The organism is Chromohalobacter sp. 48-RD10 (genome assembly GCF_029889785.1).
GTDB lineage: Bacteria > Pseudomonadota > Gammaproteobacteria > Pseudomonadales > Halomonadaceae > Chromohalobacter.
Genome location: NZ_JARANX010000019.1, coordinates 1 through 15,099 on the forward strand (window position 1 = coordinate 1; position 15,099 = coordinate 15,099).

The window sequence follows — 15,099 nt, forward strand, 5'->3', positions numbered from 1 at the left end:
CCCGAGGCCTTTCGAGATGCGGCGCATTCTACCGAAATCGGCGTTACTGTCAAGCGAGAAAGCCACCCGAAGGCTTGAATTTCTCAAGCAAGTCAGCCACTTGCGCCACCCTTTCACCGCCGGCCACGAACCCCGTCGCCGGCAGCGGATGCGTACTTTACGGATCCGCCGACGCGAACGCAAGGGGATGATTTAAAAATAGTTTACGTTCGATTGGCGACGCCTAAACGTCGCCGCCATTCGTCTTATCCACACCCCAAACAGAGCCGCGCATAGAAGAGGATGTGGATAATGCAGGGCCATGCCGTGGCAGGCGCTAAGGGTATGAACGAAACGAACTCAGCGCATTTTGCGCATGAGTGCGAGCAGAGGCCCCGACATCACATAGCAGCCGAACAGGGTCAACAACATGAGCGAAGGCTCGAGTGAAATCACCACGAACGCGAGTACAATCGCCAGCAGCACGACGAAAGGGACGGGGCCCTTGAAATCGATTTCCTTGAAGCTGTGATAACGGATATTGCTGACCATCAGCACCCCTGCCGCCGCGACAACGAACGCGATGAACAGCTTGAAACCCAGAGCATCGGCGTCGAACTTATGCAATGTCCATACGCAGCCGGCAACGAGCGCGGCGGCGGAAGGACTCGGCAAGCCAACGAACCACTTCTTGTCGGTACTACCGATTTGCACATTGAAGCGAGCCAGACGCAAGGCCGCACCGGAGGCGAAGATAAAGGCAGCGATCCAGCCTATCTTGCCGACATCCTGCAAAATCCAGGAGAATGCCACCAATGCGGGCGCCACTCCGAACGAGACCATGTCGGCCAGGCTGTCGAACTCGGCACCGAAGGCGCTTTGCGTGTTCGTCATCCGTGCCACGCGCCCGTCGAGGCCATCGAGCACCATGGAGACGAAAATCGCGATGGCGGCGCCGGAGAAGTTACCGTTCATCGCCGCAATCATCGAGAAGAAGCCGGAAAACAGCGCTGACAGCGTGAACAAGTTGGGTAGCAGGTAAATACCTCGACGGCGCACGCGCTTCCCGTTTTCGATGGTCTCCTCAATGATTTCGTCTTCGTCCTGAAACACCGAATTATCCTCCGAGACATTCTCGGTGTCGGTGTTTCTGGGCGATTCTGGCGTGCCCGATTCTTGCGTCATAAAAGTCTTCCGTTGCCATGGGACGGCCCTTGATGGGCTATTCCGACATTCTACACATTGCAATCCTAGTCGACAGTCGGCCTCCTTGACGACCCAAAACGTAAACGGGCGCGACCAATTGGCCGCGCCCGCTCGCTACCGACTTGCAGACAGCGCTTAGTTCTTGCTCTTGTCGACCAGTTGGTTGGCCGCGATCCAGGGCATCATGCCACGCAGCTTCGCACCCACCTGCTCTACCGGATGCTCGGCATTAAGGCGGCGACGCGCATGCATCGACGGATAGTTACTGTTGCCTTCGTTGATGAACATTTTGGCGTATTCGCCGGTCTGGATGTCTTTCAGAGCATTGCGCATCGCTTCCCGCGACTGCTCGTTGACGATCTTGGGACCAGTGACGTACTCGCCATACTCCGCGTTGTTGGAGATGGAGTAGTTCATGTTGGCGATACCGCCTTCGTACATCAGGTCGACAATCAGCTTGAGCTCGTGCAGACACTCGAAGTAAGCCATCTCGGGAGCGTAACCAGCCTCGGTCAGCGTCTCGAAGCCGGCCTTGACCAGCTCCACGGTACCGCCGCACAACACCGCCTGCTCACCGAACAGGTCGGTCTCGGTTTCATCCTTGAAGGAGGTTTCGATGATGCCGCTGCGGCCACCGCCGATACCGGCTGCGTAGGACAGCGCCAACTCTTTGGCCTGGCCGGTGGCATCCTGCTGGATGGCAACCAGGTCGGGTACGCCGGCGCCGCGCACGAACTCGGAGCGCACCGTGTGACCCGGCGCTTTCGGCGCGATCATGATGATGTCCAGGTCCTGACGCGGCGTCACCTGATTGTAATGAATATTGAAGCCATGCGCGAAGGCCAGCGTCGCGCCATCCTTCAAGTTAGGCGCGATATCCTGCTCATAGATGGCCTTCTGGTTCTCGTCGGGCGCCAGCAGCATCACCACGTCGGCCGTCTTGCAGGCCTCGGGCACGGAGGCCACCTTGAAGCCCGCCGACTCAGCCTTGGCCACGGAGGAGGAACCCGGACGCAGCGCCACGGTGACCTCGACGCCGGATTCCTTGAGATTATGCGCATGGGCATGACCCTGGGAACCATAACCCACGATGGTGACGTTCTTCGCCTGGATCAGCGAGAGGTCGCAATCTTTGTCGTAATAAACACGCATGTCGTACTCCAGATATCGAAGAAGAAACGTATAAAGTGTCAGCGTTGATGGCTTTCCGCCATGAGCGTCGTCTGTCGCGACGCTTTGATGTCACCTTACGCCAGCTCGCAGCGTTGCGTAAAACGCTATATTTGCAATACCGTATGCCGAAAAATGAAATGATAGCGCCATGGATACACGTCCCTACCAGCAGTTCCTCAGCCTGGCCGATACCCTGCACTTTGGCCGCTCCAGTGAGTTATGTCACGTCAGCCCCTCGACGCTGAGCCGTACGATCCGCCAACTCGAGACACAGCTCGGCGTCACCTTGTTCGAGCGCGACAACCGCAGTGTCCGACTGACGCATGAAGGTCGCCTATTCCAGCGTTATGCACGCGATGCCCTGGAGCAATGGGACTTGTTTCGTCACTCGCTGATGGCGGAAAGCCGAGAACTGACCGGCGAAATCAGCATCTACTGCTCGGTGACCGCTAGCTATAGCTTTCTCTACGAGCTGCTCAGCGAGTTTCGCCAGCGTCATCCGCGCATCGAATTGAAGTTGCATACCGGCGACCCGGCCAGCGCGGTTTCACGCGTCCTAAGCGGCGAAGAAGACATGTCGATCACCGCGCGCCCCGAAACTCTGCCCGCACAGCTAGCCTTCAAGCCAATCGCCACGTCGCCGCTGCTGTTCATCGCGCCACGCACCATGCCGGAATGGCTGGCCGACCTAACCGCCACGACGGACGCCGCCAGTTGGGGTAGCATTCCCATGATCCTCTCGGAGTCAGGACTCGCCCGCGAGAGAGCGGACGCATGGTTCCGCCAGATGGGCATCAAGCCGCGCATCTATGCCCAGGTCGCGGGCAACGAAGCCATCGTCAGCATGGTCGGGCTGGGCTTCGGGGTCGGCGTGGTGCCACAGATCGTGGTCGACAACAGCCCATTGGCTGAGCGCATTCAGGCCCTCGAGGTCGAGCCCGCACTGACGCCTTACGAGGTCGGGCTCTGCGTCACCGAGAAGAAATTACGCAATCCGCTGGTCAAGGCTCTATGGTCGCAGATCCGCTAGTCTTGACCTCTTAAAGCAAAAAGGCCGCTCGTGAGAGCGGCCTTTAATGACACGGTAGGCAGGCACATGGCTCAGAGGCTGAGAATCTTGTCACCTCGCGAGATGCCCGATACCCCGGTACGCGCCACCTCGAGAATACCGATCGGCGCCATGGCGTGGACGAAGGCATCCAGCTTGCTGGCATCACCGGTGATCTGCACCGTGTAGACACTCGGCGTGACGTCGACGATCTGCGCGCGGAAAATATCCACCGTACGCTTGACCTCGTCGCGGCTCGCGCCAAGGGCCTTTACCTTGACCAGCATCAGTTCACGCTCGATGTGATTGCCCTCGGTCAGGTCGACCAGCTTGACCACATCGATGAGCTTATTGAGATGCTTGGTGATTTGCTCGATGACGCGGTCGTCACCCTCCGTGGTCACGGTCAGGCGCGACAGGCTCGGGTCCTCGGTAGGCGCCACGTTGAGCGTTTCGATATTGAAGTTGCGCTGGGAGAACAACCCCACCACGCGGGACAGGGCGCCGGGTTCGTTTTCCAGCAGGATCGAGATGATGTGGCGCATCAGGTCCGCTCCGTCTTCGAAAGCAGCATGTCACGCATGGCACCCAGGGGCACCTGCATCGGATAGACGTGTTCCCGAGGGTCGACGTCGATATCGAGGAACACCAGTTCGTCGTTGTCGGCGAACGTGCGCTCCAGCGCCGCATCGAGCTCGTCGTGGTGTTCCACCTTGAGCGCCGTGAAGCCGTAGGCCTCGATCAACTTCTGAAAGTCCGGCAGCGACTCCACGTACGAGTGCGCATGGCGCGACTTGTAGTTGAGATCCTGCCACTGACGCACCATACCCAGCGTTTCGTTGTTGAGGTTGATGATCTTCACCCCGGTGCCGAACTGCTTACAAGTCGACAATTCCTGCATCATCATCTGAAAGCTGCCCTCCCCGGTGAAGCAGACCACGACGTCATCGGGGAAGTTCTGCTTGATGCCCATCGCCGCCGGGAAACCGAAGCCCATGGTGCCCAGTCCCCCGGAGGTAATCCAACGATTGGGCTTGTCGAACTTGTAGTACTGCGCCGCGAACATCTGGTGCTGACCGACATCGGTGGTCACGAAAGCCTCGCCGCGTGTGATGTGATACACCGCCTCGATGACTTCCTGCGGCTTGAGCCGCTCGCCCGGCTGAGAAGCCTCGTAAAGCTTGCCTTCGCGTTCGGCGCGCCAATCATCGATGGTCGTCCACCATTCCGGCAAAGCCTCGGCGTTAGCCATTTCCCGGCCTTGCAACAGGCTGATCATTTCATTGATGACGCTATCCGCCGGCCCCACGATCGGCACATCGGCGCGTACTGTCTTGGAGATCGAGCTGGGGTCGATATCCACATGCACGATCTTGGCCGTGGGACAGAACTTCGAGGTATTATTGGTCACGCGGTCATCGAAGCGCGCCCCGATGGCGATGATCAGGTCGGCATGGTGCATGGCCATGTTGGACTCGTAGCTGCCGTGCATGCCCAGCCAGCCCAGCGACTGCGCATCGGTCTGCGGATAGGAGCCGATGCCCATCAACGTGGTAGTGATGGGGAAGCCCAAGCGCTTAACCAACGCTGTCAGGTTTTCGCTCGCACCACTGGTGACGATACCGCCACCGGTATAGAACACCGGCCGCCGCGCCTTGAGCATCATGTCCACGGCTTTCTTGATCTGGCCACTATGGCCCCGCGTGACCGGGTTATAGGAGCGGATCTTGACCTTCTTCGGATAGACGTACTCATAACGCTCGGTAGGCGCCGTCATATCCTTGGGGATATCCACGACTACTGGCCCGGGACGACCAGTTGCGGAGAGATAGTAAGCCTTCTTGAGCACCTCGGGGATCTCCGAAGGATGCTTGATGGCAAAGCTGTGCTTCACGATAGGGCGCGTCACGCCGACGATGTCGGTTTCCTGAAAGGCATCTTCACCGATCAGATGGCTGACCACCTGGCCACATAGCACCACCATCGGGATCGAATCCATGTAGGCGGTGGCGATACCGGTCACGGCATTGGTCGCGCCGGGGCCGGAAGTGACCAGCACCGTGCCCGGCTTGCCCGAGGCACGGGCATAGCCATCGGCGGCGTGGGTAGCAGCTTGTTCATGACGAACAAGGATGTGTTTGACCTTGTCCTGGCGGAACAGCGCATCATAGATATGCAACGCTGCGCCGCCAGGGTAACCGTATATACGTTCGACGCCCTCATCCTGCAGGAAGCGGGCGATCATATCGGCGCCGGAAAGCAATTCCACTGATAGTTCTCCCCTGGAAATAACGAGTGCCATTTCACTGCCACGTTACGGACAGCGAAGTGTCGATGCGGCGGTACGCCGCTGCCGGCTGCGCCGGCACCTGATGCCATGATCCTGGCTCTGGGCCCGGGGTGAGGACCCGCACTCATAGAAACCGCCGAGACCGGCTGGCCCGAGCGATTCCTGGCACGGCAGATCGCCGTGTCGGGGTTGGCGGGAACAGGCGTTTGGCCCATACCCTTGATCTCCTTCGACAGGCGGGTAGAGGCATTTTTCAACCTACCCTTCACGCAGCGGCCGGGGATCACCCGTCAATGGCTGCGCCCGCAATCAGGAACCACCTAGATTCCATCAGCACCCCCCAGCTGTCAACCTTCACCGTCCCTATGTAGCCAGCAGCCCTGCACAGCCACCTATCAAGACGCCAAAATTCGACTAAAGTCGATAATAAAAACAGCGTTGCACCCGGCATAAAAAAACCCGCGACGCAGCACGTCGCGGGCGGGAAGAAGGTCAGGACGCGACCGTACATCGAGAGCGTCGAGCGGACCGGAGCTGCGAGCCGTTCGCGTCGTTACTTGGCAAAGACGAGATGCCCGTCTTCCGAGGTGACGCGGATGGTGTCTCCCGCCGCGAAACGCCCGGCGAGCAACTCCTGTGCCAGCGGATTCTCGATCCGGCTCTGGATAGCGCGTTTAAGCGGTCGCGCGCCGAACACCGGATCGAAGCCGACCACCGCCAACTGCGCCAGGACGTCGTCGCTGACTTCGAGACGAATCTCGCGTTCGACCAGACGCGCCTGGAGACGCTCGAGCTGGATGGCCGCGATGGACTGGATCTGCTCCTGCCCCAAGGCGTGAAACACTACCACTTCGTCGATGCGGTTGATCAGTTCCGGGCGGAAATGATCGCCCACCACCTCCTTCACGGCATCGCGCATCACAGCGTAATCGGCGTCATCGCCGCCCATGCGCTGAATGATGTCCGAGCCCATGTTAGAGGTCATCACGATCACCGTATTGCGGAAGTCCACCGTGCGCCCCTGGCCATCGGTCAGCCGTCCATCTTCGAGCACCTGCAGCAGGATGTTGAAGACATCCGGATGCGCTTTCTCGACCTCGTCGAGCAGCAGCACGGAATAGGGCTTGCGGCGCACCGCCTCGGTCAGATAACCGCCTTCCTCATAGCCGACATAACCCGGCGGCGCCCCGATCAGCCGCGCCACGGAATGCTTCTCCATGAACTCGGACATGTCGATGCGCACCATGGCCTCCTCGGTGTCGAAGAGGAAGTTGGCCAGCGACTTGCACAACTCGGTCTTGCCGACGCCGGTAGGCCCCAGGAACAGGAACGACCCGTTGGGACGATGTGGATCGGCGAGTCCCGCCCGGGAACGACGCACAGCGTTGGCCACTGCGGTCACCGCCTCATCCTGACCGATGACACGTTCGTGCAGCGCCTCTTCCATGCGCAGCAACTTGTCGCGCTCGCCCTCGAGCATCTTGGACACCGGGATCCCCGTCCAGCGCGAGACAACCTCGGCGATCTCTTCCTCAGTAACGTTGGAGCGCAACAACTGGTGCTTGGCGGTATCCGCCTCATGCTCACTAGCCTCGTCGATCTGCTGCTCGAGCTGGGGGATCACCCCATACTGCAACTCGGACATGCGCCCCAGATCGCCCTGGCGCCGTGCCGCCTCGAGATCGATGCGTGCTTGCTCGAGCTCCGCCTTGAACTGTGCCGCGCCCTGAATGCTGGCCTTCTCGGCCTTCCAGACTTCTTCGAGATCGGCATATTCGCGGCTCAGTTCGTCGATCTGCGCCTCCAGAGAATCAAGTCGCTTGCGGGTCGCTTCGTCGGTTTCTTTCTTGAGCGCTTCGCGCTCCATCTTGAGCTGGATCAGCCGACGGTCGAGGCGGTCCATTTCCTCGGGCATGGAGTCGAGTTCCATGCGGATCCGAGACGCCGCCTCGTCAATCAGGTCGATAGCCTTGTCGGGCAGTTTCCGATCGGTGATATAGCGCGTCGAGAGTTTGGCCGCAGCAATGATAGCGCCATCGGTGATATCGACACCGTGATGCACCTCATAGCGCTCCTTGAGGCCACGCAGGATCGCCACGGTATCTTCCTCATTGGGCTCATCCACCAGCACCTTCTGGAAGCGCCGCTCGAGCGCCGCGTCCTTCTCGATGTGCTGACGATACTCGTCCAATGTGGTCGCCCCAACGCAATGCAATTCGCCGCGCGCCAGTGCCGGCTTGAGCATGTTGCCAGCGTCCATCGCGCCCTCTGCCTTGCCGGCGCCGACCATGGTGTGCAACTCGTCGACGAACAGGATGACGCGGCCTTCTTCCTTAGCCAGCTCCGCGAGCACGGCCTTGAGGCGTTCTTCGAACTCGCCGCGATACTTGGCGCCGGCCAGCAACGCGCCCATGTCCAATGACAGCACGCGCTTGTCCTTCAGCCCCTCCGGCACCTCACCGTTGACGATACGGCTTGCCAGGCCCTCGACGATGGCGGTCTTGCCCACGCCGGGATCGCCAATCAACACGGGGTTGTTCTTGGTACGCCGCTGCAGCACCTGAATGGTACGGCGAATCTCGTCGTCGCGGCCGATCACCGGGTCAAGCTTGCCCTCCACGGCACGCTGGGTCAGGTCCATGGTGTACTTATCCAGCGCCTCGCGGCTTTCCTCGGCCGAGGCGTCATCCACCTTGTGACCGCCGCGCAAGCTATCGATGGCGCTGCGTACGGACTGCACGTCGAGACCGGCCTGCTGGAGTACCTTGCTAACGGTACTTTTCATTTCCAGCGCCGCCAGCACGACCAACTCGCTGGCGATATATTGATCGCCGCGCTGCTGGGCTTCGCGGTCGGCGAGATTGAAAAGCTGCGACAGCGCCGCAGAAAGCTGAACATTGCCGTCGAACTGGCCAATGCGCGGCAAGTCATCGAGGTACTGGGAAAGCCCGTTACGCAGGCGAGAGACATCGCCACCGGCCTTCTGAACCAGGCCTTTGATGCCGTTTTCCTGCGCCTCGACGAGCGCCATCAGGACATGGCCGGGATCGAGTTGGTTATGACTGCGCCCTACCGCCAGGGACTGCGCCTCACCCAGGGCATTTTGCAACTTGCTGGTCATTCGATCGATTTGCATCGAACCCTCCTTCAACGCGGCACGCCGACGCGCACCGCTGATGTCGTCTAATGTTGACATCATCAATGGAGGTATGCTCAAGGCGTTTCAAGGCAGAACGTGCAAAAATCGTTCCTACGCGCGATAACGCCGGGCTCGAACGCGACACGCCATTCAGCGCAACCAGATCACGCTGGCCATGCGCCCGGTGTGGCCGTCGTCACGACGGTGGGAATAGAAACGCGGCTCGCAGGCGGTGCAGAAGTGCCCGCCGCCGATATGGCCGATACCCAACCGCTCGAGACGCAACCGCGCCAGGCGATAAATATCTGCCATATAGTGCCCGAGGCGGTAGGGGCTTGGCTCGAAGGCGCTTTCCGACTCGGGCTGCAAGGCTACGAACGTTTCGAACACTTCAGGGCCAACCTCGAACTGCGCCTTGGAAATCGCCGGCCCCAGCCACGCCATGAGCTCGTCCGGCGACTGCCCCAGCGCCGCCACGCTAGCCTCCAGCACGCCGCCCGCCAGACTTCGCCAGCCAGCATGTGCCACGCCCACACGCGTGCCATGGCGATCACAGAAGAACACCGGCAGACAATCGGCGGTCAGAACGGCACAGGCGTATCCCATATCGAAAGCCACCGAGGCATCCGCCTGCGGTGGCTGCTGGGCAAACTCTGCACGATACGCCTGCTGGACGGCGGCACCATGCACCTGGTTCAGCCATAACAAGGGACGTGCGTCGTCGAGCTCGGCGCTCAACAGGCGGCGGCAGCGATCGACCGACGCGGGATCATCACCTACATGATGCGCCATATTGAAAGACGCGAAGGCGCCCTGGCTGGGGCCGCTCTCGCGCGTGGTAACGAAGGCGCCGACCGTGCTCGGCGCCGGCCAGTCGGGCAAAATCAAGGTGGGGCGTTCGTTCATGAGGGACTCACTTGGCGTGCGTGTCGGCTGCGTCGCGCAGAAAATCCAGCAGCATCAGCATATCTTCCGGCAACGCCGCGCGAAACTCCACCGCCTCTCCGGTACCGGGATGCACGAAGGCCAGTTTGCGTGCGTGCAAGGCCTGGCGGGGGAAATGCCGCAGTACATCCTTCAGTGCCTCGCTGGCCCCCGCAGGCATCTTGAGACGCCCGGCATAGGTCGGGTCGCCAATCAGCGGAAAGCGCCGATGGGCCATATGCACGCGAATCTGGTGGGTACGCCCGGTTTCGAGTTGACAGCGGACATGCGTATGGGAAGGAAAGCGCTCCACTACACGGTAGTGTGTCACAGCCGGCTTGCCCGAGGGCGTGACGGCCTGGCGTTTGCGATCCTTGGGATGCCGCCCAATTGGCTCATCGACACTGCCCCCTGCGGTCATCCTGCCGGTCACCACGGCATCGTATTCGCGCGACACCGTGCGCGCCTGCAGTTGCTCGACCAATGAGGCATGCGCCGATAACGTCTTGGCCACCACCATCAGCCCGGTAGTGTCTTTGTCGAGTCGGTGCACGATGCCCGCCCGGGGCAGTTGCATCTGTCCCGGCGCATGATGCAGCAACGCATTGAGCAGGGTACCGTCAGGATTGCCGGCGGCGGGATGCACGACCAGCCCCGCCGGCTTGTCGATCACGATGACGTCGTCGTCTTCATGGACGATATCGAGCTGCATGGCCTGCGGCGCGAAGCGCGTGTCTTCCTCGAGCGTGGCCTCGAGCGTCAGTTGCTCGCCGCCGCGTAACTTGTCCTTGGGGCGCGCGGACGCGCCGTCGCAGGTCAGCGCCCCCGACTTGATCCACGCCTTGAGGCGCTCGCGGGAGAAGTCCGCGAACAGCGTCGAGGCGGCTTGGTCCAGGCGCTGGCCAGCCATCGTTTCGGGGACGCGTTCTTCTCGCTGCACGGTATCTGCCATGGCAATGCTCGGTTCCATTTCGCCACCGGGGGCGTTTGCTTTATAGTGACTCCGAACTGGCGGATTCTAGCACGGCCGCCCCGTATTGGTTGAACGAGGATGACGATGCGATTCCCTTCACTTGGCACGTTCGGTGCGTTGCTGCTTAGTAGCGCACTGCTCACCGGTTGCGCCAGCAACGAGCCGGCACCGGATCTGCAAGAGCAAGATCTTTACCAGCAAGCTCAAAAATCACTGGATGCCGGGCGTTACAGCACCGCCGTGACACGCCTCGAGGCGCTGGATACCCGTTTCCCCTTCGGTCGTTACGCCGAGCAGGCCCAGCTGGAGCTGATCTACGCGTACTATCAGACCGAGGACTGGGAGCAAGCGCGCGCCGCCGCCAGCCGCTTCATTCGTCTGCACCCCGATCACGAGCAGGTCGACTACGCGTATTACATGCGCGGTCTCGCGGCTTACCAATCCGGGCGTTTCAGCCTCGAGGGGCTCGAGCTGATCGATATCTCCAAGCGTGATCTTGGCGCTACCCGTGACGCCAATGTCGACTTCGGCGAGTTGGTGCGTCGTTTCCCGGAAAGCCCTTACGCGGCCGACGCGCGTCAGCGCATCGTCTATCTGCGCAACGTGCTCTCGCGTCATGAACTGCAAGTCGCCGACTTCTATCTTCGCAAGGGCGCCTACCTGGCGGCGATCAATCGCGGCAAATGGGTGCTTGAGCATTACCCGCAGACACCCGCCACGCGCGACGCCCTGGCGGTAATCGTCGAAGGCTACATGGGGCTGAACATGCCCGAGCGGGCACGCGATGCCTTGCAAACGCTCATCGAAAACGACCCCGACAATCCGCGACTCGATGGCAAGACTTTCGAACCCGAGCATGTCGACGCCAAGCCGCTGACGCTAAACGAGTGACGATCGGCTTCGAGCTTCGAGCTTCGAGCTTCGAGCTTCGAGCTTCGAGCAATAAGATTAGCCCTTCATGAAAGAAACATCTCCGCAGGATATTTCCAGCGGAGATGTCTTGCTTTTCGGAGCTCGCGGCCCGTCACCCGGAACCGGTTTTATTCCCCCGGCTGCCAGCCGTTGACGATGGGATAGCGGCGATCGCGCCCAAAACCGCGGGCCGTCACTCGGACCCCCACCGGTGCCTGACGCCGCTTGTATTCGCTGCGGTCGACCAGCTTCACGACCCGATAGACATCCTCGCTGGCGAAGCCGGCATCGATGATCGCCTCGGCGCTCATATCGCCTTCAATGTAACGCTCGAGGATGGCGTCCAGTTCATCATAGCCGGGCAGCGAGTCGCTGTCCGCTTGATCCGGCGCCAGCTCAGCAGAAGGTGGGCGCGTGATGACACGCTCGGGAATGGCAGGCTCCTGCGCATTGCGCCACTTGGCAAGGCGATACACCCAGGTCTTGTAGACGTCCTTGAGCGCGTTATAGCCCCCCACCATATCGCCATACAGCGTGGCATAGCCCACCGCCATCTCGCTCTTGTTGCCGGTGCTCAGCACCATCAAGCCTTTCTTGTTGGAAAGCGCCATCAACAGGACACCCCGGCAACGCGACTGCAGGTTCTCCTCGGTGGTATCGTGCCCAGCCCCGGCGAAGCTCTCTTCAAGCGTCGAGGTGAAAGCCTCCACCATCGGCGCGATGGGCATGACCTCGTAATGCACACCCAGCAAATCGGCCTGCGCGGCCGCATCCGCCTTGGAGATATCCGCCGTGTAGTGATAGGGCATCATCACGGCTTGCACGCGCTCCGGCCCCAAGGCATCGACCGCAATAGCCAATGACAGGGCCGAGTCGATCCCTCCGGAAAGTCCCAACACTACACCCTGGAAGCCGCTCTTGTTGACGTAGTCGCGAAGACCGGTCACCAGTGCGCAATAGAGGCTTTCTTCCGAGACCAGCAGCGGTTCGCATTCGCCGGTCTCCGGCGCCCATGCGCCCTGTGCGTCGGTAAAACGCACCGGCATCAGGCCGACTTCCCAGAATGGCGCACGTACTGCGACCTCACCCTGGGCATCGAGCACCAGCGAGCCACCATCGAAGACCAGCTCATCCTGGCCACCGATCTGGTTGAGGTAGACCAGCGGCCGCGCAGTCGTCTGAGCACGCCGGACGAATAATTGTTCGCGCTCGAGCGGCTTGTCGCGGTGATAGGGCGAGGCGTTGAGCGTGATAAGGATATCGGCGCCGGCCTCGACGCTCTGCGTCACCGGCGCGCCGTCCCATAGATCCTCGCACACGAGGATCCCCAGTTTGGCGCCGCCATGCTCGATGACCAGCGGCGAGTGCCCCGGGGCGAAATAACGCTGCTCGTCGAAAACCTGATAGTTGGGCAGCGCCTGCTTGGCGTATTCACCGAGCCATTCGCCGTTGTACAGCACGCCTGCAAGGTTATGCAGCTGACCATCGCGCCTGCCTGGATAGCCGATGACGACCATCACGTCCCGCGATATCTTGCGCGCCATCGTCGCACGCGCCTCTTCCAGGCGCGTTTCCATCGACTCGCGCAGCAACAAGTCTTCCGGTGGATAGCCGGTCAGAAACAGTTCAGGGAAGACCACCACATCGGCGCGATGTTCGATGCGCGCTTCACGCACGGCTTCGATGGCCTGCGCGGTATTGCCGGGGATATCGCCCACCAGCGGATCGAGCTGGGCCATCACCAGAGTCAGGTCTTGCATGAGCGGAAAGCGCCTCTCTCATTGCGATTGGCTGTGGAAACGGCCGTCGAGACGGCCTCATGGTTATATTGTCACGCAACGCCTGCTCGCTGGCAAAACGCCGTGTCGTCAGATGCCGCCTAGCCGATAAGGGGCGGGATCGACCACCGGCGTGCGTTGCAGCAGTTGATCGACCAGCAGACGCGTCGACGCCGGCGCCAGTACCAGGCCATTGCGATAATGGCCAGCGTTGATCCATAGCCCCTCGATGTCCGGCACCGCACCAATATATGGCACGCCGTCCGGCGAACCGGGGCGCAAGCCGGCCCAGTGATGCTCCACCGGGCATTCGGCCAGCGCCGGCACGATCGAAAGCGCGCTATCGTAAAGCGAGCCCTTGGCCGCCTCGGTGGTGCGCTGATCGAATCCCACTTCTTCCAGCGTAGAGCCGGCGACGATGCGCCCGTCGCCGCGCGGAATCACGTAACGGCCATCTTTCAGCACTACGCGCTCGGCCACCCCGGGCGGCGCCTGGAACAAGATCATCTGCCCACGCACCGGACGCACCGGCAGTGTCACACCGATACCTTCCAGCAACTGGCCGGCCCAGGCGCCGCCGCACACCACTACGCGCTCGGCTACCTCGCGGCCCTTTGATGTTCGTACGCCGCGAAGGCGGCCATCCGCCACCTCCAGAGCTTCGACCTCGACATGCTCGCGCAGGGTGACGTTAGGCATTGCCTGCAGGCGGGCTCGCAGCGCCTTGCACAAGCGCGGATTACGAATGCTGCCCAGGGTCGGCATCCACAGTGCCGAGTCGAAACCGGATGCGGCATTGGGCTCCTTGGCGTAAATCGTCTCCGCCCCGACCCGCTCTAGGGGCTTGCCAACCTCGCGTGCCCACGCGAGCGCCTGGGGTTCATCATCGACACGCAGGTACAGAAGCCCGCGCTGGCGGTATTCGGGATCGATACCCGTTTCTTCGAGCAGGCGCAGCGATAGTTCAGGATAGGCACCTTCAGAATAGCGCGACAAGGCGGAAATCGGTGCGCTATAGCGCCAGGGATACAACGGGGAGACGATGCCGCCGCCGGCCCAGGAGGCCTCACGGCCGCATTCGCCGCGCTCGAGTAGGGTGACGCGACCACCGGCGTCGGCGAGTTGCAGGGCCGTCATCATGCCGATGACGCCGCCCCCAACGATCAAGAAATCACTCACGCGGGCACTCATTTCATCACTGCGAAACCCGCAATCTACCATGTGCCGGGTGCGCAAGGCAGCGGCAGAGACAACATGCTTATTGCCAGCAGTCCTCCGGCTCCCGCTTGCCAGTCTCATCCAGCGTCAGCACTCCACAACGGTCCTCGCTTTGGCTGCCCGTGGGTTTCGCCTTGAGCGTAAATTCGTTGGCCGAGCGTCCACCCTCCATGAAGCCAAACTCGTAAGCCCCCTCATCAGGTTTCGTAATCGAGTCGGGCAACGGTTTTCCGTTGTCATAGCGATTTTCTTGCGTGTACTGACGTTCCATCCAATACGCCAGTTGCATCAACGTGGCCTGGGCATCGCCTCGCTCCGCCTTGCGTACATAATCGGTATACGCGGGAATGGCGATCGCGGCCAGGATCCCGATGATGACCAGCACGATCATCAACTCGATCAAGCTAAAGCCTTGGGCTCGACGCATGGCATGGACTCCTGAAGACAGAAAGCAAGACG

The 15,099-nt window shown here is 61.1% G+C and carries 13 protein-coding genes; 3 read left to right on the plus strand and 10 right to left on the minus strand.

Translation table 11 applies throughout. The features are described 5' to 3' along the window. Positions 1 to 196 (plus strand): hypothetical protein (locus OP496_RS14275; RefSeq protein WP_280564387.1); only part of this gene is annotated, 196 nt, incomplete at its 5' end. A 143-nt stretch (positions 197 to 339) separates the two neighbouring features. On the opposite strand, the gene pssA is transcribed toward OP496_RS14275, so the two are convergent. Then, on the minus strand, positions 340 to 1,164 hold the full coding sequence (gene pssA / locus OP496_RS14280; protein WP_280564388.1) for a CDP-diacylglycerol--serine O-phosphatidyltransferase: 825 nt from the start codon (positions 1,162 to 1,164) through the stop codon (positions 340 to 342). A 156-nt stretch (positions 1,165 to 1,320) separates the two neighbouring features. Then, entirely contained in the window at positions 1,321 to 2,337 is a 1,017-nt protein-coding gene (gene ilvC / locus OP496_RS14285; RefSeq protein ID WP_280564389.1) for a ketol-acid reductoisomerase, read from the minus strand. Between the two features lie 169 nt (positions 2,338 to 2,506). Between ilvC and ilvY the strand changes: the two genes are divergently transcribed. Beyond that, on the plus strand, positions 2,507 to 3,388 hold the full coding sequence (ilvY, locus tag OP496_RS14290; RefSeq protein ID WP_280564390.1) for an HTH-type transcriptional activator IlvY: 882 nt from the start codon (positions 2,507 to 2,509) through the stop codon (positions 3,386 to 3,388). A gap of 71 nt (positions 3,389 to 3,459) precedes the next feature. Here ilvY and ilvN read toward each other — a convergent pair whose 3' ends face one another. From ilvN to rluD, 5 genes are all read right to left on the minus strand, one after another. Next, positions 3,460 to 3,951: an acetolactate synthase small subunit gene (gene ilvN, locus OP496_RS14295; RefSeq protein ID WP_280564391.1), complete on the minus strand. Its 492-nt coding sequence runs from the start codon at positions 3,949 to 3,951 to the stop codon at positions 3,460 to 3,462. After that, positions 3,951 to 5,675, minus strand: coding sequence for an acetolactate synthase 3 large subunit (locus OP496_RS14300; protein WP_280564392.1), 1,725 nt, complete (start codon positions 5,673 to 5,675; stop codon positions 3,951 to 3,953). Before OP496_RS14300 ends, ilvN begins: the two co-directional genes overlap by 1 nt. A 574-nt stretch (positions 5,676 to 6,249) precedes the next feature. Beyond that, positions 6,250 to 8,832, minus strand: coding sequence for an ATP-dependent chaperone ClpB (gene clpB / locus OP496_RS14305; RefSeq protein WP_280564393.1), 2,583 nt, complete (start codon positions 8,830 to 8,832; stop codon positions 6,250 to 6,252). A 153-nt stretch (positions 8,833 to 8,985) separates the two neighbouring features. Further along, positions 8,986 to 9,741 (minus strand): peptidoglycan editing factor PgeF, encoded by a 756-nt coding sequence (gene pgeF, locus OP496_RS14310; protein ID WP_280564394.1) that lies wholly within the window; start codon positions 9,739 to 9,741, stop codon positions 8,986 to 8,988. A 7-nt stretch (positions 9,742 to 9,748) separates the two neighbouring features. Beyond that, the gene (gene rluD, locus OP496_RS14315) at positions 9,749 to 10,711 is read right to left on the minus strand and encodes a 23S rRNA pseudouridine(1911/1915/1917) synthase RluD (RefSeq protein ID WP_280564395.1); all 963 of its coding nucleotides are present in this window, start codon (positions 10,709 to 10,711) and stop codon (positions 9,749 to 9,751) included. Between the two features lie 105 nt (positions 10,712 to 10,816). Between rluD and OP496_RS14320 the strand changes: the two genes are divergently transcribed. After that, positions 10,817 to 11,623 carry an outer membrane protein assembly factor BamD gene (locus tag OP496_RS14320; protein WP_280564396.1) on the plus strand — a complete coding sequence of 269 codons (807 nt, stop codon included), beginning with the start codon at positions 10,817 to 10,819 and terminating at the stop codon, positions 11,621 to 11,623. Between the two features lie 149 nt (positions 11,624 to 11,772). Here OP496_RS14320 and OP496_RS14325 read toward each other — a convergent pair whose 3' ends face one another. The 3 genes from OP496_RS14325 to OP496_RS14335 form a co-directional block, all read right to left on the minus strand. Beyond that, the gene (locus tag OP496_RS14325) at positions 11,773 to 13,404 is read right to left on the minus strand and encodes an NAD+ synthase (RefSeq protein ID WP_280564397.1); all 1,632 of its coding nucleotides are present in this window, start codon (positions 13,402 to 13,404) and stop codon (positions 11,773 to 11,775) included. A gap of 108 nt (positions 13,405 to 13,512) precedes the next feature. Then, on the minus strand, positions 13,513 to 14,601 hold the full coding sequence (thiO, locus tag OP496_RS14330) for a glycine oxidase ThiO (protein ID WP_280564398.1): 1,089 nt from the start codon (positions 14,599 to 14,601) through the stop codon (positions 13,513 to 13,515). 79 nt (positions 14,602 to 14,680) lie between these two features. Beyond that, on the minus strand, positions 14,681 to 15,067 hold the full coding sequence (locus OP496_RS14335) for a type IV pilin protein (protein WP_280564399.1): 387 nt from the start codon (positions 15,065 to 15,067) through the stop codon (positions 14,681 to 14,683). Between the last annotated feature and the right edge of the window lie 32 nt (positions 15,068 to 15,099).